This is a genomic window from Azohydromonas australica DSM 1124 (assembly GCF_000430725.1).
Classification (GTDB): Bacteria; Pseudomonadota; Gammaproteobacteria; order Burkholderiales; family Burkholderiaceae_C; genus Azohydromonas; species Azohydromonas australica.
The window spans coordinates 84057-109641 of record NZ_KE387207.1; the positions used below are offsets into that span (position 1 = coordinate 84057).

General features: G+C 69.1%; 24 protein-coding genes. 14 read left to right on the forward strand and 10 right to left on the reverse strand.

Going from position 1 to position 25585, the window contains the following annotated elements:
* Positions 1 to 105: 105 nt before the first annotated feature.
* The 3 genes from H537_RS0127920 (at position 106) to H537_RS0127935 (ending at position 2428) form a co-directional block, all read left to right on the forward strand.
* Positions 106 to 1179, forward strand: a complete 1074-nt coding sequence (locus H537_RS0127920; RefSeq protein WP_029000485.1) for a flavodoxin family protein — start codon at positions 106 to 108, stop codon at positions 1177 to 1179.
* 469 nt (positions 1180 to 1648) lie between these two features.
* Positions 1649 to 1888 carry a hypothetical protein gene (locus H537_RS45955; protein ID WP_043460356.1) on the forward strand — a complete coding sequence of 80 codons (240 nt, stop codon included), beginning with the start codon at positions 1649 to 1651 and terminating at the stop codon, positions 1886 to 1888.
* A 108-nt stretch (positions 1889 to 1996) separates the two neighbouring features.
* A complete protein-coding gene (locus H537_RS0127935) occupies positions 1997 to 2428 on the forward strand; it encodes a hypothetical protein (protein ID WP_156901987.1) in 432 nt (143 codons plus the stop codon).
* Positions 2429 to 2450: 22 nt separating this feature from the next.
* Here the strand turns inward: H537_RS0127935 and H537_RS0127940 are convergent, their stop codons facing one another.
* Positions 2451 to 2915 carry a DUF2269 family protein gene (locus tag H537_RS0127940; RefSeq protein ID WP_029000487.1) on the reverse strand — a complete coding sequence of 155 codons (465 nt, stop codon included), beginning with the start codon at positions 2913 to 2915 and terminating at the stop codon, positions 2451 to 2453.
* Positions 2915 to 4237, reverse strand: coding sequence for an SDR family oxidoreductase (locus tag H537_RS0127945; protein ID WP_029000488.1), 1323 nt, complete (start codon positions 4235 to 4237; stop codon positions 2915 to 2917). The genes H537_RS0127940 and H537_RS0127945 overlap by 1 nt, the downstream gene beginning before the upstream one ends.
* 99 nt (positions 4238 to 4336) lie before the next feature.
* Between H537_RS0127945 and H537_RS0127950 the strand changes: the two genes are divergently transcribed.
* Together H537_RS0127950 and htpG are read left to right on the forward strand one after the other, a co-directional pair.
* Complete coding sequence (locus H537_RS0127950; protein WP_043460359.1) at positions 4337 to 4840, forward strand: hypothetical protein; 504 nt, start codon at positions 4337 to 4339, stop codon at positions 4838 to 4840.
* Between the two features lie 122 nt (positions 4841 to 4962).
* Positions 4963 to 6834 carry a molecular chaperone HtpG gene (gene htpG, locus H537_RS0127955; RefSeq protein WP_029000490.1) on the forward strand — a complete coding sequence of 624 codons (1872 nt, stop codon included), beginning with the start codon at positions 4963 to 4965 and terminating at the stop codon, positions 6832 to 6834.
* A gap of 98 nt (positions 6835 to 6932) precedes the next feature.
* Here htpG and H537_RS0127960 read toward each other — a convergent pair whose 3' ends face one another.
* Together H537_RS0127960 and H537_RS45960 are read right to left on the reverse strand one after the other, a co-directional pair.
* Complete coding sequence (locus tag H537_RS0127960; protein ID WP_029000491.1) at positions 6933 to 7958, reverse strand: serine/threonine protein kinase; 1026 nt, start codon at positions 7956 to 7958, stop codon at positions 6933 to 6935.
* 65 nt (positions 7959 to 8023) lie between these two features.
* Positions 8024 to 8677, reverse strand: a complete 654-nt coding sequence (locus H537_RS45960) for a GNAT family N-acetyltransferase (RefSeq protein ID WP_043460362.1) — start codon at positions 8675 to 8677, stop codon at positions 8024 to 8026.
* 316 nt (positions 8678 to 8993) lie between these two features.
* Between H537_RS45960 and rplM the strand changes: the two genes are divergently transcribed.
* The 3 genes from rplM (at position 8994) to erpA (ending at position 10431) form a co-directional block, all read left to right on the forward strand.
* The gene (gene rplM / locus H537_RS0127970) at positions 8994 to 9422 is read left to right on the forward strand and encodes a 50S ribosomal protein L13 (RefSeq protein WP_029000492.1); all 429 of its coding nucleotides are present in this window, start codon (positions 8994 to 8996) and stop codon (positions 9420 to 9422) included.
* Between the two features lie 9 nt (positions 9423 to 9431).
* Positions 9432 to 9824, forward strand: a complete 393-nt coding sequence (gene rpsI, locus H537_RS0127975; protein ID WP_029000493.1) for a 30S ribosomal protein S9 — start codon at positions 9432 to 9434, stop codon at positions 9822 to 9824.
* Between the two features lie 229 nt (positions 9825 to 10053).
* Complete coding sequence (gene erpA / locus H537_RS0127980; protein ID WP_029000494.1) at positions 10054 to 10431, forward strand: iron-sulfur cluster insertion protein ErpA; 378 nt, start codon at positions 10054 to 10056, stop codon at positions 10429 to 10431.
* Positions 10432 to 10519: 88 nt separating this feature from the next.
* On the opposite strand, the gene H537_RS0127985 is transcribed toward erpA, so the two are convergent.
* Positions 10520 to 11668: an anhydro-N-acetylmuramic acid kinase gene (locus H537_RS0127985; protein WP_029000495.1), complete on the reverse strand. Its 1149-nt coding sequence runs from the start codon at positions 11666 to 11668 to the stop codon at positions 10520 to 10522.
* Positions 11665 to 13029 carry a M23 family metallopeptidase gene (locus H537_RS0127990; RefSeq protein WP_029000496.1) on the reverse strand — a complete coding sequence of 455 codons (1365 nt, stop codon included), beginning with the start codon at positions 13027 to 13029 and terminating at the stop codon, positions 11665 to 11667. The genes H537_RS0127985 and H537_RS0127990 overlap by 4 nt, the downstream gene beginning before the upstream one ends.
* A gap of 214 nt (positions 13030 to 13243) precedes the next feature.
* Here H537_RS0127990 and tyrS point away from each other — a divergent pair, with 214 nt between their 5' ends.
* The 3 genes from tyrS (at position 13244) to dtd (ending at position 15920) form a co-directional block, all read left to right on the forward strand.
* A complete protein-coding gene (tyrS, locus tag H537_RS0127995) occupies positions 13244 to 14497 on the forward strand; it encodes a tyrosine--tRNA ligase (RefSeq protein WP_029000497.1) in 1254 nt (417 codons plus the stop codon).
* 89 nt (positions 14498 to 14586) lie between these two features.
* Positions 14587 to 15483 carry a cation diffusion facilitator family transporter gene (locus H537_RS0128000; protein ID WP_029000498.1) on the forward strand — a complete coding sequence of 299 codons (897 nt, stop codon included), beginning with the start codon at positions 14587 to 14589 and terminating at the stop codon, positions 15481 to 15483.
* Complete coding sequence (gene dtd, locus H537_RS0128005) at positions 15480 to 15920, forward strand: D-aminoacyl-tRNA deacylase (protein ID WP_029000499.1); 441 nt, start codon at positions 15480 to 15482, stop codon at positions 15918 to 15920. Before H537_RS0128000 ends, dtd begins: the two co-directional genes overlap by 4 nt.
* A 57-nt stretch (positions 15921 to 15977) precedes the next feature.
* On the opposite strand, the gene H537_RS0128010 is transcribed toward dtd, so the two are convergent.
* Positions 15978 to 16946 (reverse strand): tripartite tricarboxylate transporter substrate-binding protein, encoded by a 969-nt coding sequence (locus tag H537_RS0128010; protein WP_029000500.1) that lies wholly within the window; start codon positions 16944 to 16946, stop codon positions 15978 to 15980.
* 371 nt (positions 16947 to 17317) lie between these two features.
* Here H537_RS0128010 and H537_RS0128015 point away from each other — a divergent pair, with 371 nt between their 5' ends.
* On the forward strand, positions 17318 to 18139 hold the full coding sequence (locus H537_RS0128015; RefSeq protein ID WP_029000501.1) for a GNAT family N-acetyltransferase: 822 nt from the start codon (positions 17318 to 17320) through the stop codon (positions 18137 to 18139).
* Between the two features lie 974 nt (positions 18140 to 19113).
* Here the strand turns inward: H537_RS0128015 and H537_RS0128020 are convergent.
* From H537_RS0128020 to H537_RS0128030, 3 genes are all read right to left on the reverse strand, one after another.
* Positions 19114 to 20319, reverse strand: coding sequence for a hypothetical protein (locus tag H537_RS0128020; protein WP_029000502.1), 1206 nt, complete (start codon positions 20317 to 20319; stop codon positions 19114 to 19116).
* Between the two features lie 403 nt (positions 20320 to 20722).
* Positions 20723 to 22078: an erythromycin esterase family protein gene (locus H537_RS0128025; RefSeq protein WP_029000503.1), complete on the reverse strand. Its 1356-nt coding sequence runs from the start codon at positions 22076 to 22078 to the stop codon at positions 20723 to 20725.
* Positions 22079 to 22232: 154 nt separating this feature from the next.
* Positions 22233 to 23114 (reverse strand): PhzF family phenazine biosynthesis protein, encoded by an 882-nt coding sequence (locus H537_RS0128030; RefSeq protein ID WP_029000504.1) that lies wholly within the window; start codon positions 23112 to 23114, stop codon positions 22233 to 22235.
* A gap of 488 nt (positions 23115 to 23602) precedes the next feature.
* Between H537_RS0128030 and H537_RS0128035 the strand changes: the two genes are divergently transcribed.
* Together H537_RS0128035 and H537_RS45965 are read left to right on the forward strand one after the other, a co-directional pair.
* Positions 23603 to 24037, forward strand: a complete 435-nt coding sequence (locus tag H537_RS0128035; protein WP_029000505.1) for a c-type cytochrome — start codon at positions 23603 to 23605, stop codon at positions 24035 to 24037.
* A gap of 4 nt (positions 24038 to 24041) precedes the next feature.
* Positions 24042 to 25484 carry a cbb3-type cytochrome c oxidase subunit I gene (locus H537_RS45965; protein WP_043460365.1) on the forward strand — a complete coding sequence of 481 codons (1443 nt, stop codon included), beginning with the start codon at positions 24042 to 24044 and terminating at the stop codon, positions 25482 to 25484.
* Positions 25485 to 25585: the final 101 nt, after the last annotated feature.

Here is a 25585-nt window from a genome sequence, read left to right on the forward strand (position 1 = left end):
GGCAGCGCAGGAATGGGCTTTGCACTTGGCGCCCCAGGCTTTTCCTGGAGGTGCCGACATGGGATTCGCAGCGGTTCTTTATGGCCTCGTGGCTGGAGCGCGGTCATGAGCGGCGGCGTGCGCAAGGGGCAGACGCCGCCGATGCTGGAGCGCGGGGCCTTCGGCGAGCGCTTCAGGCAGGGCTTCTTCGATCCGGCCTTCCGCGCAGAGGACGCGGCGATCGCGCGGCTGGAGGAGATCGCGTGGCAGGCGTACCAGGAGGGGCGCAAGGCGCCGCTGAGCTCGCCGGCGGGGCCGGGTTTCGCCGATCCCAGCTACGCGCTTTCCGATGAGTGGCGCGCCACGCGGGATCGGCTGCTGGCGGCACAGGCGCGCCAACAGGACGCGGCCACGCCCTCGCGGGTGCTGCTGGTGTGTGGCTCGCCACGCAATGACGGCACTTGCCCGGGCGAGCGCTCCAAGAGCCACCGGCTGGTGATGCTGGCCAGCGAGGTGCTGGCCGGCGCCGGCATCGAGCCCGACGTGCTGGACCTGAGCCTGCTGACCTCGCAGCCGGGGCGGCGCATCTTCCCGTGCAAGGGCTGCGTCTCCACCGCCATGCCGCTGTGCCACTGGCCGTGCTCGTGCTACCCGAACCACTCGCTGGAGCAGACCGGCGACTGGATGGCGGAGATCTACGAGCGCTGGGTCGCCGCGCACGGGGTGCTGATCGTCACGCCGGTGCACTGGTACCAGGCCTCCAGCGCGCTGAAGCTGATGATCGACCGGCTGGTGTGCGCCGACGGCGGCAACCCGGACCCCACCAGCACCGGCGGCAAGGACCCGGAGAAGGCCCAGGCGCTGGAGCTGCGGGGGTGGTCCTATCCCAAGCACCTGGCCGGCCGCGCCTACGGGCTGGTGGTGCACGGCGACGTGGCGGGCACCGACGGCGTGCGGCGCGCGTTGGCGGACTGGCTGGACTGGATGGGGCTGGTGGACGCGGGCGCGCTGTCGCGGCTGGACCGCTACATCGGCTACTGGGAGCCCTATGCCACCAGCCACGACGCGCTGGACGCCGACACCGCGCTGCAGGAAGAGGTGCGCAACGTGGCGCGCGCGCTGGCGCAGGGCGTGGCGGCGTTGCGCACGGGGACGCTGGCGGAGCCGGGGAAGGATTTGTCGCGGCCGCGGCCGAAGTGAGCCGGGGCGGCGCCCCTCAGTCGCGGTACGGCATACCGGCCGCGCGCATGGGCAGCACGCGGTTTGCCGCGAGGCAGGAACAGAAGGGGGAGGGGTCCGAAAAGGACCCCGGGCCCGAAGCCGCCATATTGGGGAAGGAGGGGAGGGAGACTGGCAGCGACGGTGGTGTGCCCGGGGCTGCGTTCTAGAAAGCACGGTCCGTGCCATGACAAATGTCATGGGTGCCTTGGGCGCTTCCTCCCTTGTGCGACAAGGGTTTGCCGCGCTAAGGCGGCCAGCCGACCCCTGGAATACCCTCGAACGCCGCAGTGCTTACCGGCGCTTTTTGCAGGGCATCGGCAAAGGCGGCGGCCTGGGAGCCCGGTCATGGGGCGCGGCGCCGGCGGCCGGTGCGCACGCTCCCGAAAGCCTGGACAGTGCCGGGCGCGCGGCTTGCAGCGCTGCGCGCCCGCCTTGCCGGAGCGCACGCATGAAGCTCGATGAATCCCTGGCCTGTTCCTGGCGCCTGCGCCTGCATGAGCTGCCCGTGACGCCGCCGCCCGAGGCGCCGCCGCGCGGGCCGGCGCGGCCGGCCGAGATGCCCGAGCCCGACGAGCCGCCGGGCGAGATCAACGATCCGCCGCCGGGCGAGACGCCGCTGCAGGACCCGCATCCGCCACGTCCAATGATGCGTCGGCGCACCTGGCACGGAAGCAGGACGCGTCACTGAAATGTCAAACAGCACCGCTGCGGTGCTCCTGTTGTTTCAATTGCCGCAGCGGTATCGGGCGCAGACTTGACGCTTGTTGTGTTGAATCAAGCGCGCTCGATCATGGACATGCCTGCCCTGAACGTGGACTGGGAAACCGGCGAAGGCCAACTCGACCTGGGGCGCCTGGCGGAGATGCCCGCGTCGTTCCGGCGCGACGTGCTGCGCGACTGGCAGCGCCAGATCGAGCAGGCGCTGTTCCGCGCCGAGGACGAACTGCAGCCCGACAAGCGCATGGACGCGGTGCACGACCAGCGCTTCCAGAATGCGCGCCGGCGCGCGATGTGCGAGCGGCTGTCGGGCGTGAACGTGCTGCTGGCCGAGCCGCTGGTCAACGGCGACGTGCTGCTGCACCTGCAGGGCGGCGACACGGTGGTGATGTTCGCGCGCCACGAGGACGTGAAGTTCAACGTCGTGCGCGACGCCGACCGCGCGCGGCACTTCGCCTCCACCGACAACACGGGCGACTACTACGTGCGCGAGGACTACACGCCGACCTGAGCCCGAAGCGCCGCCGGCCGCGTCAGGCCGGCTTGGCCACCATCAGGTAGAACACGGTCACCAGCGCCAGGAAGGCCGGCACGCCCAGGGCGGTCCAGACCTTGAGCAGCGCGAAGTAGCGCGGCGGCAGCGGCTGGTTGTGCGTGACCGCGGCCTGCGCCAGGGCGCGCATGCGGATCTGGATCCACACCACCGGCAGCCAGCAGGCGCCGGCCACGAAGTACAGGACGAAGGTCCAGAAGATCCACGGCGTGGTGAGCGGGATGCCGGCCAGGTGCACCATGTACCAGCCGCTCAGGGGCTGGAAGATGATGGTCGTGGTGGTGAACAGCCAGTCCGCCAGCACCACGTAGCGCACCACGATGGCCACGGCCCGCGGGTCGCGCGTGAGGCTGGTGAAGAACATGTAGTAGGCCGATCCCAGCCCGGTGCCGAACAGCAGCGTGCTGGAGAGGATGTGCAGCCACTTGGCGACGAGGTAGTCCATCAGCGGGTCTCTTTCGGAGCGCCTGCCTCGCGCGGCTCCAGCGCGGCCAGCAGGGCCAGCGCCGCCAGGATGGGCAGGTTCTTGGTCAGCGGTCCGTAGGGGTGGAGCCAGAACTCGGGCAGCCGCCACGTGATCAGCAGCGTGTAGAAGCCGATCAGCCCGGCCTGCGTGGCCCACAGCCAGCGCCGCGCGCGCGGGCGCAGCGGCCACAGCGTCAGGATGCCCAGCACCAGGTCGAAGCCCGCGGCGCCATAGAGCATGAGCGGCTGCAGCGCCGGCGGGATGCCGGTGCGCGCCAGCAGCTCATAGCTCTGCTGCACCGGGTACAGGCCGAAGGAGACGGCGGCCGTGATGAGCCACACCAGTGCCAGCGACAGGCGCAGCAGCGGCAGCGTCCAGCCCAGCCGCGCCTGCACGCGGGCGCCGGCGGCGCGCTCGGGCGGGATGAAGGCCTGCGGCGGCCGGGGCGCGCGGCCCAGCAGCGCGGTGATGGCCTCGGCCGAGCCGGCGTTGCCCTGCTGCAGCATCGCCCAGCTGTCGGCGTCCAGCATGGAGCTGCCCAGGCGGCCGGCAAGGCCGGCGCCCAGGGCCGCCAGCGGCGCAGGCACGCGCAGCACCGGCGCGCGCGGCAGGCCCTGGGCGGCGCGCAGCGCCTGCAGGTATTCGGTCAGCGACAGCGGCTGCGGCCCGACCAGCGGCACGCGGCGCGCGCTCCAGGCCGCGGCCGGGGCGCGCAGCAGCGCTACCAGCGCCGTGACGGCATCGTCCACGTGCACCGGCTGCAGCGCGCCGCTGCGCGGCAGCGCCAGCAGCGGCAGGCTCGCCAGCATCAGGAAGAAGCCGGCGCTGGGGCCCTCCTCGCCGAAGACCAGCGAGGGCTGGACGACGGTGGCGTCCAGCGGCAGCGCCAGCAGCGCCTCGTCCGCGGCGTGCTTGCTGCGCTGGTAATCGGTGGCGCCGGCCTGCACGCCCAGCGCCGAGATCTGGATCACCCGCCGCACGCCGGCCTGGGCACAGGCCTGGAACAGCGCCACGGGCGCGCGGTGGTGCAGCGCCTCGAAGGTCTGGGAGCCCCTCTCGCGGAAGATGCCCACGGCGTTGACCACCGCTTCCACGCCCTGCAGGTGCGGCAGCCAGTGCTCGGGCGTGAGGGCCTGGGCGAAGTCCAGCGCCAGCCCGTGCAGGCGCGGCGGCGCGGTGCCGGGCGGGGCAGGGCGTGGGACGTGGCGCGAAACGGCGACCACCTCGTGGCCGGCCGCCAGCAGGGCCTGGCACAGCCGGCGTCCGATGAAGCCGGTGGCGCCGGTAAGCAGCACTTTCATTCGTCAGGAAGCAGGCAGAAGCCCGGGGAACGGCGCTTGCCGAATTGGCGTGCCGGTTCGGCAAGCCGCATTCCTTTAATCACAGCAGAGGTGACTTCCATGGGCCTGACTACCCAATTCCTCGTTAACACGGCGCAGCGCGCGATCAAGGACGGCCTGCTGGCCGCGGCCCTGTCCGGCGGTTCGATGGCCGCGCGCAGCAAGGCCGACAGCGGCAGCGCCGTGGCGGGCGTGAACGCGCCGGCGCACTGGGTGCATGGCGAGGAGTCGATCCAGCGCGAGGACGTGTCGGCCAAGCACACGCTGGTGGGCGCGGCCATTCACACCGCCTCGGCCATGCTGTGGGCCGGGCTGTACGAGGCGCTGCAGACGCGGCGCGAGCGCCGCACCGTCGCCGGCGCGCTGGTGGACGCTGCCGGCGTGGCGGCGCTGGCGGCGGTGGTCGACCTGAAGCTGGTGCCCGAGCGGCTGACGCCCGGCTTCCAGCACCGCATGAGCAAGGAAAGCCTGTGGATGGTCTACGGCAGCTTCGCGCTGGGCCTGGCGCTGGGCGGGCTGCAGCGGCGCGGGGAGGCACCCACGGTGCGGGACCTGCGCGAGTGAGCGCGGCGGCCCTCGGCGCGTGAAGTGGTGTTTTGATGCGCAGCCGGCTCTTGAAGCCGCGCGGGGGTGTCCCCATCTGGGGCCCGCCCCGCGCTGGAGCGGGTTGACGACTTCACAACACCATGCACAAACAGACGCTTTCGTTCCAGGCCGAGGTCAAGCAGATCCTGCACCTCGTCACGCACTCGCTGTATTCCAACAAGGAGATCTTCCTGCGCGAGCTGGTCTCCAACGCCTCCGACGCCTGCGACAAGCTGCGCTTCGAGGCGCTGAACAACAACGGGTTGTACGAGGACCAGCCGAACCTGGAAGTGCGGGTGAGCTTCGACGCCGAGGCGCGCACCATCACCATCAGCGACAACGGCATCGGCATGAGCGCCGAGGAAGCCACCGCGCACCTGGGCACCATTGCCAAGAGCGGCACGCGCGAGTTCATGTCGCGCCTGGAAGGCGACCAGAAGAAGGACGCCTCGCTCATCGGCCAGTTCGGCGTGGGCTTCTACTCCGGCTTCATCGTGGCGGACCGCATCACGGTCGAGTCGCGCCGCGCGGGGCTCTCGGCCGACGAAGGCGTGCGCTGGAGCAGCGAGGGCGCGGGCGAGTTCGAGGTCGAGGCCATCACGAAGGAAAAGCGCGGCACGGACGTGACGCTGCACCTGCGCGAGGGCGAGGAGGAGTTCCTCTCCACCTGGCGGCTGAAGTCGATCGTCGGCAAGTATTCCGACCACATCTCGCTGCCCATCCTGATGCGCAAGGAGGTCTGGGACGCCGAGAAGAAGGAGCAGGTCGTCACCGACGAGTGGGAGACGGTGAACAAGGCAGCGGCGCTGTGGGCGCGCAGCAAGAGCGACGTGACGGACGCCGAGTACAAGGAGTTCTACAAGCAGCTGTCCTACGACAGCGAGCCGCCGCTGGCCTACACGCACAACCGCGTCGAGGGCCGCACCGAGTACACGCAGCTGCTCTACATCCCGTCCAAGGCGCCGTTCGACCTGTGGAACCGTGACAAGCGCGGCGGCGTGAAGCTCTACGTCAAGCGCGTGTTCATCATGGACGACGCCGAGGCGCTGATGCCGGTGTACCTGCGCTTTGTCAAGGGCGTGATCGACTCGGCCGACCTGCCGCTGAACGTCAGCCGCGAGCTGCTGCAGGAGAGCCGCGACGTGAAGGCCATCCGCGAGGGCTCCACCAAGCGCGTGCTGTCGATGCTGGAGGACCTGGCGGAGAACCAGGCCGAGCAGTACGCCAAGTTCTGGGAGCAGTTCGGCGCGGTGATCAAGGAAGGCGTCGGCGAGGACCAGGCCAACCAGGAGCGCCTGGCCAAGCTGCTGCGCTTCGCCTCCACGCACGCGGACTCGGGCGTGAGCTTCGCCGACTACGTGTCGCGCATGAAGGAAGGCCAGGAGGCCATCTACTACATCACCGCCGAGACGCTGGCCGGCGCGAAGAACAGCCCGCAGCTGGAGATCTTCCGCAAGAAGGGCCTGGAGGTGCTGCTGCTGTCCGACCGGGTGGACGAGTGGATGCTCTCGCACCTGTACGAGTTCGACGGCAAGCCGCTGCAGAGCGTGGCCAAGGGTGCGGTGGACCTGGGCAAGCTGCAGGACGAGGAAGAGAAGAAGCACGCCGAGGAGGCGGCCGAGGCCTTCAAGCCGGTGCTGGAGAGGCTCAAGGAAGCGCTCAAGGACCGCGCCAAGGACGTGCGCGTGACGAGCCGCCTGGTGGAGTCGCCCGCGTGCATCGTGGTGGAGGAGGGCGACATGAGCGCGCACCTGGCGCGCCTGCTCAAGCAGGCCGGCCAGCAGGCGCCGAAGTCGCAGCCGATCCTGGAGGTCAACGCCGAGCACCCGCTGGTGAAGAAGCTCGAAAGCGACGACGGGCGCTTCGACGACCTAGCGCACCTGCTGTTCGACCAGGCCTGGCTGGCCGAGGGCGGCCAGCTCGACGACCCCGCGAGCTACGTGCAGCGCGTGACGCGGCTGCTGAGCGCGTAAGCGTCAGACGCTGACGCCGGCAGGAAATGCCGTCATGCCCGCGAAGGCGGGCATCCACGAACCACGCGGTGCCGCCCGGACCGCGTGGTTTTTTCTTGTCAGTACATCTCCAGCGGCGGCTCCGCCATCGCCGCGAGCTGTTCGCGCAGCTGCGAGGTCTGCTGCGACCAGTAGGCGGCGGTGCCGAAGAAGGGGAAGGCGGCCGGGAAGGCCGGGTCGCTCCAGCGTTCGGCCAGCCAGGCGCTGTGGTGGATCATGCGCAGGGTGCGCAGCGGCTCGATCAGCGCCAGCTCGCGCGTGTCGAAGGGCATGAACAGGCGGTAGCCCTGCAGGATCTGCCCCATCTGCGCCGCCATGGCCGGGGGCTCGCCCGAGAGCAGCATCCACAGGTCCTGCACCGCGGGGCCGGTGCAGGCGTCGTCCAAATCCACCACGTGCGGACCCTCGTCGCGCCACAGGATATTGCCGGGGTGGCAGTCGCCGTGCAGGCGCAGCCGGCGCACGGCGCCGGCGCTCTCGAACAGCTCGCGCACCGCCGACAGCGCCGCGTCGCAGGTGCTGCGCCAGCCCGGGAGCTGGTCCGGCGGGATGAAGTCGCCGTCGAGCAGCCGCTGCCGCGCGGCCTCGCCAAAGGTTGCCACGTCCAGCGTGCGGCGGTGCTCGAAGCTTGCCTGCGCACCCACCGCATGCAGCCGGCCCAGGAAGCGGCCCAGCCACTGCAGCACCATCGGATCTTCCAGATCGGGCGCGCGGCCGGCGCGGCGCGGGCTCACCGAGAAGCGGAAGGGCTCGCCGTCGAAGCGGATGGTGGCCAGGGTGGGCGGGTCGCCGTGCAGCGTGAGGAGGTGGTCGTCGTCGCGGGGCTGCAGCGGCAGCGGCGCCACCACCGGCACGTCGGCCGCGTCCAGGGCCAGCGCGAAGGCGTGCTCTTCCAGGATCTGCGCGTCGCTCCAGCGCTCGGGACGGTAGAACTTGGCGACCACCACCGCGCCGTCCTCCAGGAAGACCTGGAACACGCGGTTCTCGTAGGAGTTGAGCTGCAGCAGCCGGCCGTCGGGATCGAAGCCCGCGGCGGCCACGGCATCGAGGACGGATTCGGGGCGCAGTGCGGCGTAATGAGGCATGCGCCGATGCTAGCCCGGGCCCCGCAGCGTGCCGGGCGGCAGGGCCAAGCGCTGTTTGACGCGGCTCAGTTGGCCGTGCGCGGCAGCATCATCCGCCACCACTGCTGCAGGCGCAGCGCCTGGAGCTTGAGCTGGTAGTCGAACTCGCCGGCCTGCTGCGCCACCAGCGCATCCATGTGCGAGCTCGCGTCCTCGGGCGGCAGGCGCAGCATCGCCTGGGCCTCGCCACCGTCGCGCTCGATGGTGGCGCCGGCCTTGCGCGCGATGCGCAGCATGGGCGTGTTCTCGCTCAGGGCGTGGATGATCATCATCTCCGCGCCCCAGTTGCGCGCGTGCAGCACGGCGCGCTCGAACAGCCGGCTGCCCCAGCCGCGGCCTCGGGCGCGCGGCAGCACCGAGACGCCGAACTCGGCCATCGGTGCGGCGCCGTTGGTGCCCTCGATGCGCGCCAGGTGCGCCACGGACACCAGCTCCAGCGCCTCGTCGAAGATGCCCACCACCTCGTCGCGGCCGAAGTCGATGCCATCCACGTAGCGGCGCACCTGCTCGTCGCAGGCCTTGTAGCCGAAGCGCAGGTAGCGGTCGCTGTCGGTCAGCGCCAGCAGGTGCGCCAGGATCAGCGGGCGGTGCCGCACGGCCAGCGAGCGGATCGGCACCCAGGCCGGACGCGAGGCGGGCGTGGCGGGGCGGCGGATCGGCGTGAGGGTGCTGGCGGACATACGATAACTACGGGTTTCCCCGGTGGGGTTTGCCCGGATGTTACCCCATGCGAGGGTTAACCCTATCCTTGCTTCAAGCGAGGCGGATGTTCCGTGAAGCCTGCACGCTAGGCACGCCGGATCTTTCTGGGATAGAATGCTCGGCTTTCCTGTCAACGGCGGGGAAGTTGCGCCTGTTCCAGCGTTCCATCGAATGCCTGGGACACGAGCCCAGAGGCGGCTGGTTTTCCAGCTGCACCGGGGCCGAGCGCAGCAAAAGCAGCCGTAGCCGGGTCGTCCGCTTCAATTGGGCGGCCCACAACCGAAAGATCCCCTCATGAAGACCTTCAGCGCCAAGCCGGCCGAAGTCGTGCACGAGTGGTTTGTGATTGACGCCACCGACAAGGTGCTCGGACGTGTCGCCAGCGAAGTGGCACTCCGTCTGCGCGGCAAGCACAAGGCCATCTACACGCCCCACGTGGACACCGGTGACTTCATCGTCGTCGTCAACGTCGACAAGCTGCGCGTGACCGGCAACAAGGCCAACGACAAGGTGTACTACCGTCACTCGGGCTTCCCGGGCGGCATCTACGCCACGAAGTTCAAGGACATGCAAGCCAAGCATCCGGGCCGTGCCCTGGAAAAGGCCGTCAAGGGCATGCTGCCCAAGGGCCCGCTGGGTTATGCGATGGTCAAGAAGCTGAAGGTGTACGCCGGTGCCACGCACCCGCACACCGCCCAGCAACCCAAGGTCCTCGAGATCTAAGGAGCGGTGATGATCGGAGAATGGAACTACGGCACCGGCCGCCGCAAATCGTCGGTGGCGCGCGTGTTCATCAAGCGCGGCACGGGCCAGATCGTGGTCAACGGCAAGCCGGTCGACCAGTATTTCGGCCGTCAAACCTCGATCATGATCGTCAAGCAGCCCCTGATGCTGACGAACAATGGCGAGGCCTTTGACATCAAGGTCAACGTCGAAGGCGGTGGCGAGTCCGGCCAGGCCGGCGCCGTGCGCCACGGCATCACCCGCGCCCTGATCGACTACGACGCGACGCTCAAGCCCGAGCTGAGCCGCGCCGGCTTCGTCACGCGCGACGCGCGTGAAGTCGAGCGTAAGAAGGTCGGTCTGCACGGCGCCCGTCGCCGCAAGCAGTTCAGCAAGCGCTGATCGATCTTGCGCCGCCGCGACACCCTCACGGGTGCCGCGGCGCCAGGGTGGCGTGCCCTGCAATCCACGCCCCGCAAAGGCCGCTTCTCACCGAGCGGCCTTTCGCTTTTTGTGTGGCGGAATTGGCCTTTTGCCTGAAGGTTCTATCTCCGCTGCCGCGCCGGTACCCGAGAAGATTCATGGACAATTCCGGTGCTTCGCGTTTTCTAGATTCCCAGGAGAGCACCGCATGAGCGCAGTCGCTGAACAAAGCACCGACCTCACCACCGACGGCATGCCCGCGCCGATCGTCTTCACCGACAGCGCCGCGGCGAAGGTGGCCGACTTGGTGGCCGAGGAAGGCAACCCGGAGCTGAAGCTGCGCGTGTTCGTGCAGGGCGGCGGCTGCTCCGGCTTCCAGTACGGTTTCACCTTCGATGAGATCGCCAACGAGGACGACACCCAGATGCAGAAGAACGGCGTCACGCTGCTGATCGACGCCATGAGCCTGCAATACCTGATGGGTGCCGAGATCGACTACAAGGAAGACCTGCAGGGCGCGCAGTTCGTCATCAAGAACCCCAACGCCACCACCACCTGCGGCTGCGGCTCCAGCTTCTCGACCTGAGCCTCGCATCCTTGCGCACATGGAAAAGCCGCCCTCGGGCGGCTTTTTCGTTGCCTGCGCGACGATGTGGCGCGCACCGGGATTTCGTTCAGGCCGGGTACAGAGCGCCCAGCACGCGCGGGCCGCGCGCACCCGTGACTTCCACGCGGTTGCCGGTCTGGCGCAGCACGTGCGCATGCGCCAGCCAGGCGAAGGCCGCGGCCTCGACCTGCTCCGGGTCCAGGCCGCGCTCGGCGGTGGTGAGCACCGCCACGCCAGGCAGCAGGGCGCGCAGCCGCTGCAGCAGGTCCAGGTTGAACGTGCCGCCGCCAGCGGCCAGCAGCTCGCGCGTGCGCGGTGCCTCGCGCCGCAGCGCGTCGGCCACAGTGCGGGCAACGAAGGCGGAGAGGGTGGCCTGCACGTCCTGCGGCGCCGGCATCGCGGCCAGCGTCGCCAGCCGCGCGTCCAGCCAGGCCAGGTTGAAGTCGTCGCGCCCGGTGCTCTTGGGCGGGCGGCGGGCGAAGAAGGCATCGCTCAGCAGCGCCGCTAGCAGCGTCTCATCCACCCGGCCGTCGGCGGCCCAGCGGCCGGCGCCGTCGAAGCGCTGGCCGGTGTGGCGCTCGCACCAGCCGTCCAGCAGCGCGTTGGCCGGGCCGCAGTCGAAGCCGCAGATGCCGCCATCGGCGCGCAGCAGCGTCAGGTTGGACTGCCCGCCCAGGTTCAGCACCGCGACGTCCACCTCCTCGCGCGCGAACAGCGCCTGGTGGAAGGCGCACACCAGCGGCGCGCCCTGGCCGCCAGCGGCCACGTCCCGGCTGCGGAAGTCGCACACCACGTCGATGCCGCAGAGTTCCGCCAGCAGGGCGCCGTTGTGCAGCTGCAGCGTGTAGCCGCGACCGTCGTGCAGTCCGGGCTGGTGGCGCAGCGTCTGGCCATGGGCGCCGATGGCGCGCACCGCCGTGCCCTCGACGCCGGCGCTCTCCAGCAGCGCGCGCACGACGACGGCTTCCAGCTCGGACAGGGCATTGGCCGCGAGCGCGGCGCGGTGCAGCTCGTCCGCGCCGCTGTGGTTCAGTGCCAGGAACTCGGCGCGCAGCGCCGGCGGCAGCGGCCGGTGTGCGTGGGCCAGCACCCGCAGCGCCGCGCCGGTAGGCTGCGGCGCGAAATCGACCAGCACGCCGTCCACGCCGTCCAGCGAGGTGCCGGACATCAGGCCGATGTAGAGCGCCGAGGCGGCGCCCGGCGCGGAATCGCTCACTCGGCGCGGACCGCGCCGATGCTGCGGGCCGCCGCGATCTGGGTGCGGGCGCTGATGGCGAACTGCTGCAGCTCGGCGCGCGACACCGACGCCATCGGCGACTGGGTGGCCTTGGCCACCTGCAGCGGGTCCTGGTGCACGCCGCGGATGCGGAATTCGAAGTGCAGGTGCGGGCCGGTGGCCCAGCCCGTGGCGCCCACGGCGCCGATGCGCGTGCCCTGGTCCACGCGCTCGCCCTGGTGCACGTCGATGCGGCTCAGGTGCGCGTAGAGCGTGCTGCGCTCGCCGTCGTGCTGGATCTCGACCACGTTGCCGTAGCCGTTGCGCCAGCCGGCGAAGTCCACCACGCCACTGCCCACGGTGCGCACCGGCGTGCCCACCGGCGCGCCGTAGTCCACGCCCTGGTGCGCGCGCATGGTCTGCAGGATCGGATGCATGCGCATGGCGAAGCCCGAGGTCACGCGCGAGAACTCCATCGGGCTGGCGAGGAAGCTGCGCTGCTTGGGCTGGCCGTCCATGCCGACGTAGGCGCCGCGGCCCATCGCGTCGCGCACCCACATGCCCTGGTACACGCGGCCGCGGTTGATGTACTCGGCTGCCAGCAGGTGGCCCGCGCCTTCGTTCCAGGTGATGGGCTCGCCGTCGGCGGTGAGGGTCTCGTAGGCGACGCTGAAGGTGTCGCCCTTCTTGATCTCGCGGTGGAAGTCCACCTCTTCGGAGAACATCTCCGACAGCTGCGTGGCGATGGTGTCCGGCAGGCCGGCGTCGTCGGTGGCGGCGAAGAGCGAGTTGCGCACCGTGCCGCTGCCCAGGCGAACCTGCGACTCCAGCGCCGCCTGCTCGCGGTTCACCTTCCAGCCGCCGTGCCCGTCCGGCTGCAGCGTCACGCGCGTGAAGTGCGTGGTGATCTGGTCCTGGCGTTCCGCCGGGGTGCGGGCCACCAGCTCCTTCAGGCGGCCGCTTTCATCGGCGCGCGCGGTGAACAGGCGCGGCACCTTGCCGTCGAGCAGCTCGCGCACGCTGCGGTCGCGGCGCAGGAAGGCAGCGGCGGAGGCGTCGCTCACGCCCAGCCGCGACAGCAGCCGGTCGACCGTGTCGTTGGCACGGCCGGCGGTGCTGCGGTTGAGCTCCAGCTGGTGCGCGGCCAGCGCTTCCAGCTGCTCGTGCACCGGCAGCGGCTGCACGTCCTCGCTGACGATCTGCTGCGCGATCTCGGTGCCAGGGGCCGAAGGCGAGGCCACACCAAAAGCGGTGGCGGCGAATCCGGCCAGTGAAAACATCACCCCCGCGGCCACGGCCCGGGGATTGCGTTGAGCAAATTTGTGCGCGTTTTCGGCCGCGCGGTCGAGCCATCCCGTCATTTGAACTTCAATGCCGGGCGAAGCCCGCTAGGTTTGCAGCACGGAAGTGAGACTGGCTGCAGGTGTCTGAAAAAAACCTCAGGGCCAATCGCTAGAATTGCGACTTTCGGCCGGAAGTTGTACGTCTTTGGGTCGCGTCAATGCCGCAACCCCGCGGAGTATATCAACCGCGTGACGGGCACTTACATTCAAAAATCCTGCAAATCTCTGTGCCATGTCAGAAAACGTGACGCCCACCACGCCCTCGGCGCCTGTGAACCACCCGGTGACGGACGAAGTGCGCGCCGCGCTGGCCGTGACGCTGCGAGGCTGTGAAGAGTTGTTGCCGCAGCCGGAATGGATCGCCAAGCTGGCGCGCTCGCAGGCCACCGGCGTGCCGCTGCGCATCAAGCTCGGCCTGGACCCCACGGCGCCCGATATTCACCTGGGCCACACGGTGGTTCTCAACAAGCTGCGCCAGCTGCAGGACCTGGGCCACCAGGTGATTTTCCTGATCGGCGACTTCACCTCGACCATCGGCGATCCCTCGGGCCGCAACACCACGCGTCCGCCGCTCACGCGCGAGCAGATCGAAACCAACGCCCAGACTTATTACAAGCAGGCCAGCCTGGTGCTGGACCCGGCGCGCACCGAGATTCGTTACAACTCCGAGTGGTGCGACGCCCTGGGCGCGCGCGGAATGATCCAGCTCGCCGCCCGCTACACGGTGGCGCGGATGATGGAGCGCAACGACTTTGCCGAGCGCTTCAAGGCCGGCACGCCTATCAGCGTGCACGAGTTCCTGTATCCGCTGATGCAGGGCTACGACTCGGTGGCGCTCAAGTCCGACCTGGAGCTCGGCGGCACGGACCAGAAGTTCAATCTGCTCGTGGGCCGCGCGTTGCAGGCCGAGTACGGCCAGGAGCCGCAGTGCATCCTGACCATGCCGCTGCTCGAAGGCCTGGACGGCATCGAGAAGATGTCCAAGAGCAAGGGCAACTACATCGGCATCAGCGAGCCGGCCAACGACATGTTCGCCAAGCTGCTGTCCATCAGCGACACGCTGATGTGGAAGTACTTCCAGCTGCTGAGCTTCCGCTCCGAGGCGGAGATCGCCGCGCTCAAGGCCGAGGTCGAGGGCGGGCGCAACCCGAAGGACGCCAAGGTGCTGCTGGCCAAGGAGATCACCGCGCGCTTCCACTCGCCGGCCGCCGCCGAGGCCGCCGAGCAGGACTTCAACAACCGCTCGCGCGGCGGCATCCCGGACGACATCCCCGAGCTGTCGCTCTCCGGCGCGCCGCTGGGCATCGGCGCCTTGCTGAAGCAGGCCAACCTGGTGCCGTCGTCCAGCGAGGCCATGCGCATGGTCGAGCAGGGCGGCGTGCGCGTGGACGGCTCGGTCGTCGGCGACAAGGGCCTGAAGCTCGAAGCCGGCACCTACGTGCTGCAGGTGGGCAAGCGCAAGTTCGCGCGCGTCACGCTGGGCTGAGCCGAGCGGCGGCAGCGCGCTTGCTGTGGTGAGCGGCACAAGCCCGCAGCGTCGGGCGGGCGCCGTGGGCGCGTACTGACAATCACGCCATGCAGGTCAGCAGCTATCTGAAACTCTCGGTGGGCGTGGCGGTGGTGACCATCGCGCTCAAGACGCTGGCGTGGTGGCTCACCGGCTCGGTGGGCCTGCTCTCCGACGCCATGGAGTCGCTGGTCAACGTGGCCGGCGCCAGCTTCGCGCTGGCCATGGTGACGCTGGCGGCGAGGCCGCCGGACGAGGAGCACCCTTACGGCCACCACAAGGCCGAGTACTTCTCCAGCGGCTTCGAGGGCGTGCTGATCCTGGTGGCGGCGCTGGCCATCGTCTACGCCGCCGTGGGGCGGCTGCTGCATCCGCAGCCGCTGGAGGCGCTGGGCGGGGGCCTGGCGCTGTCGGTCGTGAGTTCGGTGCTCAACGGCGTGCTGGCCTGGGCCATGCTGCGCAAGGCGCGCGAGCACCGCTCGATGGCGCTGGAGGCCGACGCGCGACACCTGTTCACCGACGTGTGGACCTCCGCCGGCGTGGTCGGCGGCCTGATCGCCGTTCACTTCACCGGCTGGCTGTGGCTCGACCCCGCGCTGGCCATCGCCGTGGCGCTGAACATCGTGCGCGAGGCGCTGCACCTGCTCAAGCGCTCCGCCGACGGGCTGATGGACCACGCGCTCGATCCGCAGGACCAGGCCCACATCGAGCAGACGCTGCAGCGCTTCTACAGCCCGCAGGTGCGCTTCGACCACGTCACCACGCGCCGCGCCGGCCAGCGCCGCTTCGTGGACCTGCACCTGCACCTGCCGGCCGAATGGCCCCTTGGGCGTGCCGTGGCCATGCGCGGCGACGTGGAGCGCGCGCTGATGGAGGCCGTGCCGGGCCTGCGCGCCACGATCCAGCTGCTGTCCAGCGACGTGGAGGCGGCCCAGGTGGAAGAACAGGAGGAAGTTGCATCGTGATGGCGTTGATTCAGCGCGTGCGCCGGGCGCGTGTGCAGGTGGGGGCGGAAACCGTGGGCGAGATCGGCCAGGGGCTGCTGGTGCTGGTGTGCGCGCAGCCCGCCGACACCGAGGCCCAGGCGGTGAAGCTGGTGGACAAGCTGCTGAAGCTGCGCGTCTTCGGCGACGACGCCGGGAAGATGAACCGCAGCGTGCAGGACGTGCAGGGCGGGCTGCTGATCGTTTCGCAGTTCACGCTGGCGGCCGACACCAGCGGCGGCAACCGGCCCAGCTTCACCGGTGCGGCGCCGGCGGACTTGGGGCGCCACCTCTACGAGCGCGTGCTGCAGCTCGCGCGCGAGCGCCATCCGCGGGTGGCGGCGGGCGTCTTCGGTGCCGACATGCAGGTGGAGCTGGTCAACGACGGGCCGGTGACGATCCCGATGACGGTCGTTTGAGGCGCCCATGAAAAAGCCGCCCGAGGGCGGCTTCTGCTTCGGCGATGCGGGCCTGGATCAGTCCGCGTACTGCCCGGCGGCCTTGATGACCGGGCCCCACTTGGCGATCTCGTCGGAGACGAACTTCTTGTGCTCGGCCGGGTTGACGCGTGCGTCCGTGACCACCACGGCGCCCAGGTCCTCCTCGCGCTTGATGAAGCCCGGGTCCTTCAGCGCGGTCTTCAGCGCCGCATTCACCTTGTCCGCCACCGCCTTGGGCGTGCCCTTGGGCGCGTACAGGCCGTGCCAGATGGTCACGTTGAAGCCCTTGAGGCCCGATGCGTCCAGCGTGGGCAGCTTGGACAGCGCCGGGGTGCTCAGCGGCTTGAGCGTGGTGACGGCGTAGGCCTTGACCTTGCCCGAGGCGATCTGCGCCGAGGTGTTGGTGGTCTGGTCGCACATCAGGTCCACCTGGCCGCCCATGATGTCCGTCATGGCCGGGCCGGTGCCCTTGTAGGGCACGGTGGTCATTTCCATCTTCAGGCTCTGCTGGAACAGCAGCCCGCACAGGTGCGAGGCAGCGCCCAGGCCGGCGTGCGCCAGGTTGACCTTGCCCTGGTTGTCCTTGAGCCACTTCTGCAGCTCGGCCCAGTTGTTGGCCGGCAGCCCGGGCTTGCCGATGATGGTCATCGGCACCTCGTTGATCAGGCCCAGGTACTCGAAGTCCTCCACGGGCTTGAACGACAGGCTGCGGTACAGCGCCGGCGAGGTCGCCATGCCGATGTGGTGCAGCAGCAGCGTGTAGCCGTCCGGCGCGGCCTTGGCGACCTTGGCCGCACCCAGCGTGCCGCCGGCGCCGCCGACGTTCTCGATGACGATCGTCGCCTTCAGCGGGCCGCGCAGTGCCTCGGCCAGGTCGCGCGCGACCTTGTCAGTGGGGCCGCCCGCGGCGAAGGGCACGATGATCGTGACGGGCTTCTCGGGGTACTCCGCCAGCGCGGCGGAAGTGGCGGCCAGGGCCATCGTGGCCAACAGCATTTTTTTCATCGAATGTCTCCTGAGCTTTGAGAGGACGGACGGGAATCGGCCCGGCTGCGACGCCCTGGCCGCGTTTTCCGGAACGGCGGCCAGCGGGAAAAACTCCCCGCGTCGGGTTTGACGGGTCTGCATCGGCCCTAAGTGGCGAGCGCGTCTCCATTGCAAACCGGATGCCATGGGCACTGACAGCGCCAAGTGCTTGACGGGCCGCGGTTTTGTCACTGGGACACGGCGCGGGTCGTCCGACATTCCGGACAAATGTGGCTTTCTCGGTCCGGTCAGCCGGACGCCGAGCCGAGCTGGGGACCTTCGGTTTCCTTCACCAAGCCGTCACGGCGGCTTCATGGCCTTGTCATGCTCGTTTCAGAGCATGACCGGCCATGGAACCGACGACGCTCCTCCTCCCCACCGCCGCGAGCTCCGTGCCCGCCGCCGATGCCACGCCCGCCGACCGCGCCCGTCCCGCGCGGCTGGAAGCCGTCTGGGCCCGCCACGAGGACGAGGTGGCGCAGGCCCAGCGGCTGCGCTACCGGGTGTTTGCCGAGGAGATGGGCGCGCGGCTGCGCCCGCCCGGTGGCACGCCCGAAGGGCATGACGCCGACCTGTTCGACCGCTACTGCGAGCACCTGCTGGTGCGCACGCTGCCCAGCGGCGACGCGCCCGCGCAGGTGGTGGGCACCTACCGTGTGCTCACGCCCGAAGGCGCGCGCCTGGCCGGCGGCTTCTACAGCGACCTGGAGTTCGACCTCGTGCGCCTGCGCCCGATGCGGCGCCACATGGCCGAGCTGGGCCGCTCCTGCATCGACGACCGCTGGCGCAGCGGCGGCGTGATCCTGCTGCTGTGGTCGGCGCTGGCGGCCTTCATGCAGCGCAACCGCTTCGAGCACGTGATCGGCTGCGCCAGCCTCTCCATGCGCGACGGCGGCCATGCCGCGGCGAGCCTGTGGGAGCGGCTGCGCCGCACGCACCTGGCGCCGGTGGACCTGCACGTGCGCCCCCGCCTGCCGCTGCCGCTGGCGTCGCTGCGCTGCGACCTGCCGGCGGAGGCGCCGGCGCTGGTGCGCGGCTACCTGCGCTGCGGCGCCCGCGTGCTGGGCGCCCCCGCCTGGGACCCCGACTTCAACACTGCCGACCTGCCGCTGATGCTGCGCCTGCAGGACTTGCCGACCACCTACCGCAAGCATTTCGGCGCCGGGGACTGATCGGATCGGGACGGGCTTTCAGCCTCGGCCGCGCAACGGGCGAGAGGCGGCTGACACCGCGGCAGGCGGGTGCCGGCGGGCTTGCCGCGCCGTCCCGGCGCCAGGGCGTCGATGCGGCGATCCATGCAAGGCTCCCCTCGCCTGCGAATCCGGTTGCGGCAGCAACAGGAAGCCGAAGCCGGTGGCCTGTTCGGGAATGGCCCGGTCGTGTTGCAGGTTGCAGGGCAGCGCCCGGCCGGCAGCCATCACGCGCTGCGTCCTGGCCTCGCGCAGCGGGCCGGGGTGAGCGGGACGCGGCGGCAGCATCGCTCCCGCTCCAGGACGGGCAAGTGAGAACCGTTGTCATTCCTGGGTACAAGTTGCCACCGTGAGCGTGGGGAAGCGCTTTGAAAGGGGATTGACCAACGCTGCCAGCGTCACGCTGGGTTACAGCTTCACCGGCATTTGCGGATCCGGGAGCCGGTCTCAGCGGCGCTTGCACTGTCCTGTGGTGCGGCTGGCATGCGACGTTTCGCCGGGTATTCAAGCGCTTGAGGGGTACCTGGACTGGCCGCGGTGCGGGCGATGCCGAGGTGTCGCCTGGCTCGGTCAGGCACGCGCTGGCCGGCCGGCACAAGAGACAGGGATGGAGAACAAGTTGCTTTGGCAACGAGATGGGCGGCCCGCGCGCCTGGCTTGGCGGGTCCGTGTGCGGACTGCATCCATCTCAGGCGGCGTGGAGGCCGCTGCAAGGGCTTGCGGCGCGGTTCATGTAGGGAGGTAGAGGCACGGCCGGCACGGGCCGCTGGTGACCTGCAAAGCCGGTGGCAACGCGGCGACGGATCGGCTGCACGAAAAAAGGGCCGGCAATGCCGGCCCTTCGGAGTTGAGATCACGGGAGTTGCCGCGGATGGCGGCGCTGGCGGGTTTGCAGCAGCCGGCGCCGGGATTTCAGGAATTCGCTATTTCCCGCCGGCGCCCGGCCTCGGCGGCAATTACAGCCTGGGCGCGCAGGACGCGAATTTCGACGGGCAAGCCGCGTTCAATCCGCCGGCGCTGCCGCTGGGGAAAGCCTCGCCCTTGAACATCTGCAGCACGTCCTGCCAGGGGTTGTGCTTGGCGGTATAGCGGTTCCAGAAGATGTAATTGCTGTGCAGGCGGTCGCGGGCAAAACTGTAGATCTTGCGCACGTCAACCTTGGTATACGGGCCGCCGTGCCTGACCGCGTTATAGCAGTCGGATTCCACCTTCATGCCGATGGGAATCACGCCCCTGGCCTTCGGGTTGAACACATAAGCCGAGCGTTCCAGGTCCGGGTCGTTGATGAAAACGTCCGGGCCGCCCATGCCCACGCCCTTGTCCTTCATGTTCTCGAACAGCGGCGGGACCAGATTGGACGGGTAATTCATGAACTGGATCACCACGCTGTTGGAAAATGCGGACCGCGTGGCGGTATCCACCTTCGCCAGGTTGGAGAAGAACTTGTTCTTCTGCGAATCCGACAGCGGCTTGACCATCTTGCCCCAGGCCGTTTCGTTGAACGCCACGCCCTCGAAGTTGTTGTCCTTGTTGTAGCGCTTGGCCAGGGCCTGCATGAGGGCGACCAAGCGGTCGCGCACGTCGTCGTCGTACAGCGCCATGTTCTCGCCGTAGGTGCCCTTGATGGTGCCGATGCGGAAGGCGCCACCGCTGTACTGCGAGGTGCGCAGGTAATCGGGAATGGCCTTGTCGCCGTCGAAGGTCTTGGTGCCCACCATCAGGAACAGGCGCTTGTTCTTGGCCTTGGCCTTGTTCAGGTAGCGATCAATACGCGAGAAATCGTATTGGCCCTTGCCCTTTTCCAGCTGCCACCAGCTGGCGCGAATCATGATGCCCTTGACGAAGGGCATATTGGCCGTTTCCTTCAGCGCCGCGTCGATGACGAAATCATTGGCATTCGAGCCGAACTGGATGTAATGGCCCGGATTCCATTTGTGCACATTACCGGCCACCAGGGCGGACGAAATCGGACCGCTTTCACGGGCCTGTTCCGTAACGAAGGCCAGCGGGTCCAGCATCGGCAGCTCGTCGCCCGCGAAATCGTCCGGACCAAAACGCGCGGACGTGTCTTCGGTCGAATCGCTGCTCAGCGAAGCAGAGCTCAAGCTGGCAGCGGATTCTCTTTCCACGCTGGCCAGCGCGGTTGCAGCCTCGGTCTGCATGGCAGTTTCATTCTGGAGGTCTTCGCCTCCGCCGCATGCGCTCAGAAAAACGGAGCATGCAATGGAAATGGCCAGGATTTTTCTTTGAGACGGGATTTTCATCGGTCAGTCGATGGCTCGCCCAGGCAGGCACGCCGAAAGCGTGATGCCAGGACTTGGACACAGGCGGACCTGGCGGGCGCTTGAAGAGGACGCCTTCTTTGCTCAGGGTCGATAAGGATTGCGCCGAACCGAAGCTCGTGGCGCGGAACGAACCATGCCACGCGATGCTGCAGCACGCGTTACGGCATCTTTGAAGGCGTAAATGGATGCAGCGAAGCCCCGGCGGGCGAGCCGCCGGAGATTTCGTGAGGGATGTTACTCAGGCAACCGGTGTGCCACCGCCCTTCCGGAGCGGGTGCCTTCACAACCCGCTGGGGTAGGTCTCCGGCTCCTCGGTGTGCTCCCACGGGTGCTCATGCTCCAGCGGCTGCAGCGCGCGGGTCTGGTCCAGGTGCACCACGGCATCGAACTGGTCGGCCAGCGCGGCGTGGAAGTAGTGGCTCCAGCGCTCGGTCTCGGGCCGGTAGATCACGCCGATGGCCCGCTCCAGGCGCGGCTGCTGCAGCGCGCGGCGCAGTGCATCCGGCGCGCTGCGGTTCAGCGGCAGCACAAAGCGGCCTGCTTCGCTCTCGTGCATCAGCCGCTCGATGCTGTCGATGCGCGAGGGCCGCACCGCCTTGAGCTCCACCGGCGCGTCCCAGTCCGAGGCCGCGGCCACCGTGCCCGTGTGGGTGGTGAAGCCGAGCAGGAAGGTTTCGTCCGCATCGTGCTGCTGCTCGCGCACCAGCTGCCCCAGGTTGAGCTGGCCGCGCTCGCTGCGGTCGGTGGCGCGGGCGTCGCCGATGTGCGAGTTGTGGGCCCACACCACGATGCGCGCCGGCCGCTCGCGCTGCGCGGTCAGGTGCGAGCGCAGCGCGCCCAGCGTGGCGGCCATGTGCCGGTCCCGCACGTTCCAAGACTCGGCGCGGCCGGCGAACATGCTGCGGTAGTAGCTCTCGGCGCTGCGCACCACGCGCGCGTTCTGCTGCGCGTAGAACAGCTCCTCGCCCCGCGGGGTGCCGTGGCGGGCGAGGTCGCGCCCGGCCTGGCGCATCAGCTCGGTGAGCTGCGTCACCACCTCGCGCTCGCAGTCCTCGCGCAGCCCGAAACTCACCGCGTGGCCATAGGCCTGCGGGTGGTAGGCGAAGTCGTCGAAGCAGCCGTAGCGGGCCCGGGCGCGCTGCGCGGCCTCGGGGTCGACCTCGTCGAGGTAGTGCAGCACGGCCTGCATCGAGTCGCGCAGGCTGTAGAGGTCCAGCCCGAAGAAGCCGACCTGCTCCGCCGGGTTGTCCTGCACCGCGTTGTAGGCGCGCAGCCACTCCAGCAGCGCCACCACCTCGGTGTTGCGCCACATCCAGCGCGGGAAGCGCTCGAAGCCGCCCAGCGCCTGCCGCGCGGAGGCCTCGGTGGATCGCCCCCGCACCCAGCGGCTCACGCGCAGCGCAGCCGGCCAGTCGCCTTCCACCGCAATGGCGTCGAAGCGCTTCTCGATGATCAGCCGCCGCGTGATCTCGGCGCGCAGCCGGTAGAACTCCTGGGTGCCGTGCGTGGCCTCGCCCAGCAGCACGATGCGCGACTCGCCGATCAGGTCGAGCAGGCGGTCCAGGTCGTTCAGGTCCTCCAGCGGCTGGGCCGCGCGCTGGATGGCCTGCACGGCGTTGTCTCGGGTTCTTCCCATGGCGAGTCCTCCGCTGGCGGTTGCGCATCCGCACACGCCGCCGCGCGCTGCCTGGGCCTGCACGGCGGCATGGCGGGCTCCCGGAGCCGGCAACGCTCGTGCCGCCAGGGGACGGAAAGACCTCGGGAGTTTCCCAGGTGGCCCGGCCGCCGTTTCAGAGTGCCATGCGCCCGTCGATGCAGGTGACGGCCTGGCCGGCGACGCGGATGCGTTGCGGCTCCACGCCCACGCGCACCCGTCCGGCGCGGCCCAGCACCGTGCCTTGGGCAGCGACGTAGTCGTGCCCGATGCGCGGCGCCAGCCCCGAGTCGCGGATGAACACCGCCACGCAGCCGTTGCCGCTGCCGCACACCGGGTCCTCCTCGATGCCGCAGGCCGGCGTGAAGGAGCGCACCTCGATGCGCGCCGCGCCGCCGGCCGCGTGCTCGCCGAAGACGGTCACGCCGGTGGCGTTGTCATGCAGGTCCAGGCGCTTCATGCGCGCGAAGTCGGGGCGGCACGCCAGCACGGCCTGCGCGTCCTCCAGCTGCGCCACGACCCAGCGCGCGCCCACGTCGATCAGCCGCGGTGCCGCCTCGCCGCGCCGCAGGCGCCGGCCCAGGATGGACTCCAGCTCCGCCACGGTGGCCTCGTCCAGCGGCGTCACCTTGGGCTGCGGCAGCTCGAAGGCGATCCAGGGCGCGCCGCCCTCGCCCGGTTCCAGCTGCAGCCGCACCAGCCCGACGCTGCACTCCTGCACCAGCATGCCGTCGCGCGCGGCCACGGCGCCGCTTTCCAGCAGCGCATGCGCGCTGCCGATGGTGGGATGCCCCGCGAAAGGCAGCTCGCCGCCGGGCGTGAAGATGCGCAGCCGGTAGTCGGCCCCGGGCTGCGTGGCGGGCAGCACGAAGGTGGTTTCCGACAGGTTGGTCCAGCGCGCGATGCGCTGCATCTCCGCGTCGCTCAAGCCCTCGGCCTGCAGGATCACCGCGACCGGGTTGCCCAGGAAGGGCTGCTGCGTGAAAACGTCGACCTGCTTGAAAGGCGTGCTGCGCATGGGGTGTTTGAGGCTTGAAGGTTGATGGGCCCCGCCGGTGCGGCCGGCGGCCAGGGGCCCGATGCTAGGCAGCGCCGCGGCGGCGCGACAGGTGCAGTGGCCCGCCAACCCGACCGTTACAGATGCGTTCGCGGGCAGACGCGCCAGTCTTGAACCCGTTCAAGGAAATGCGCCGGCAAAGACCTACGATGCCACTCAGGCAATCGCGAAACGCCGTTGTTGACTCAACCACCCCCAGGAGGTGCCGCCACTGACATCCACCCGATTTGTTCTTTTGTCCTCCTCTCCGTGTGCAACCACCCCTTTGTCTCCTTTGCCACGGAAGTGTTTTGGGCCGGTGCTCGTTCGTGCACCGGCCCGTTTTCTTTTCACGGTCGCGAAAAGCGTGTTGTCAGGTGTTGGCCGATCCTTGAACCGGTTCAAGGAAATTCCTGACTGAATCACTAGGCTGAGTACCTGTCGCAAGTCAAATCTAGGAGGGCTCCCTCATGAGCCAGAGCAGCGGCGGGTTCACCAAACAGAAAGCCCGCAATATTTTCTGGGGTGGCAGCGTGTTCTTCGCGCTGCTGTTCACCGGCCTGATCCTGGACGCGGAGCGGCAGATACCGCAGCGCTCCAATGCCGCGGAGATCACGCCCGCGGTGGCGCGCGGCAAGGCGGTCTGGGAAACGCGCAACTGCATCGGCTGCCACACGCTGCTGGGCGAAGGCGCGTACTTCGCGCCCGAGCTGGGCAACGTGCACCAGCGCCGCGGCGGCGAGTTCATCAAGGCCTGGATGAAGGCGCAGCCCAGCGGCGCGCCCGGCCGGCGCCAGATGCCGCAGTTCAACCTGAGCGAGCAGCAGCTTGACGACCTGGTGGAGTTCCTGAAGTGGACCGGCCAGATCAATACCGAGAAGTGGCCGCCGAACATCGAGGGCTGACACCATGAAACCCATTGCACTCAAGTACAAGTCGCAGGCCGTCGCGAAGCTGTATTTCATCGCCGCCCTGGCGCTGTTCGCCGGCCAGATCGTGTTCGGCCTGAGCCTGGGCCTGCAGTACCTCGTGGGGGACTTCCTCTTCCCCTACATCCCCTTCAACCAGGCCCGCATGGTCCACACGAACCTGCTGATCGTGTGGCTGCTGTTCGGCTTCATGGGCGCGGCCTACTACATCGTGCCCGAGGAGACCGAGACCGAGCTGTGGAGCCCGAAGCTGGCCATCGTGCTGTTCTGGATCTTCCTGACCGCCGGCGCGCTGACCATCGTGGGCTACCTCGCGGTGCCCTACGCCAAGCTCGCCGAGCTCACGGGCAACGAGCTGCTGCAGACCATGGGGCGCGAGTTCCTGGAGCAGCCGCTGCCGACCAAGGTGGGCATCGTGATCGTGGCGCTCGGTTTCCTGCTCAACCTGACCATGACCATGCTCAAGGGCCGCAAGACCAGCGTGGGCCTGGTGCTGATGATGGGCCTGTGGGGCCTGGCGCTGCTGTTCCTCTTCAGCTTCGTGAACCCGCACAACCTGGTGCGCGACAAGATGTACTGGTGGTTCGTGGTGCACCTGTGGGTCGAGGGCGTGTGGGAGCTCATCATGGGCGCGCTGCTGGCCTTCGTGCTGGTCAAGACCACGGGCGTGGACCGCGAGGTCATCGACAAGTGGCTCTACGTCATCATCGCCTTCGCACTGATGACGGGCATCCTGGGCACCGGCCACCACTTCTACTTCATCGGCATGCCCGGCTACTGGAAGGTGATCGGCAGCGTGTTCTCGGCGATGGAGCCCATCCCCTTCTTCATGATGACGGTCTTCGCCTTCAACATGGTGCAGCGCCGCCGCCGCGAGCATCCGAACCAGGCCGCCGTGCTGTGGGCCGTGGGCACCGCGGTGATGGGCTTCCTGGGCGCGGGCCTGTGGGGCTTCATCCACACCCTCTCGCCGGTGAACTACTACACGCACGGCACGCAGGTCACGGCGGCCCACGGCCACCTGGCGTTCTACGGCGCCTACGTGCTGGTGGTGATCGCGATCATCAGCTACGCCATGCCGATCCTGCGCGGCCGCGAGGCCAACCCGCGCCGCGCGCAGTCGGTGGAGATGTGGAGCTTCTGGACCATGAGCATCGGCATGGGCGTGATGGTGCTGGCCCTCACCGGCGCGGGCATCCTGCAGGTCTGGCTGCAGCGCCTGCCCGAGACCGGCGCCATGCCCTTCATGGCCACGCAGGACCAGCTCGCCACCTTCTACTGGGTGCGCCTGGCCGGCGGCGTGGTGTTCCTCGGCGGCCTGCTGATGTACCTGTCGAGCTTCTTCATCAAGGCCTCGGCCGACGAGCTGGAAACCTTCCGCGGCGGCGCCCAGCTCAAGGTGAGCCCCGCGCAACGCGCCTGATCCACAGGTCGCACGCGGACGGAAAGGGGCCCCGCCCCTTTCCCTTCCCAAGCCGGCCAGCCGCCGGCTCGCGCCCTGAGGCATCGGCGGGCGCACCACGC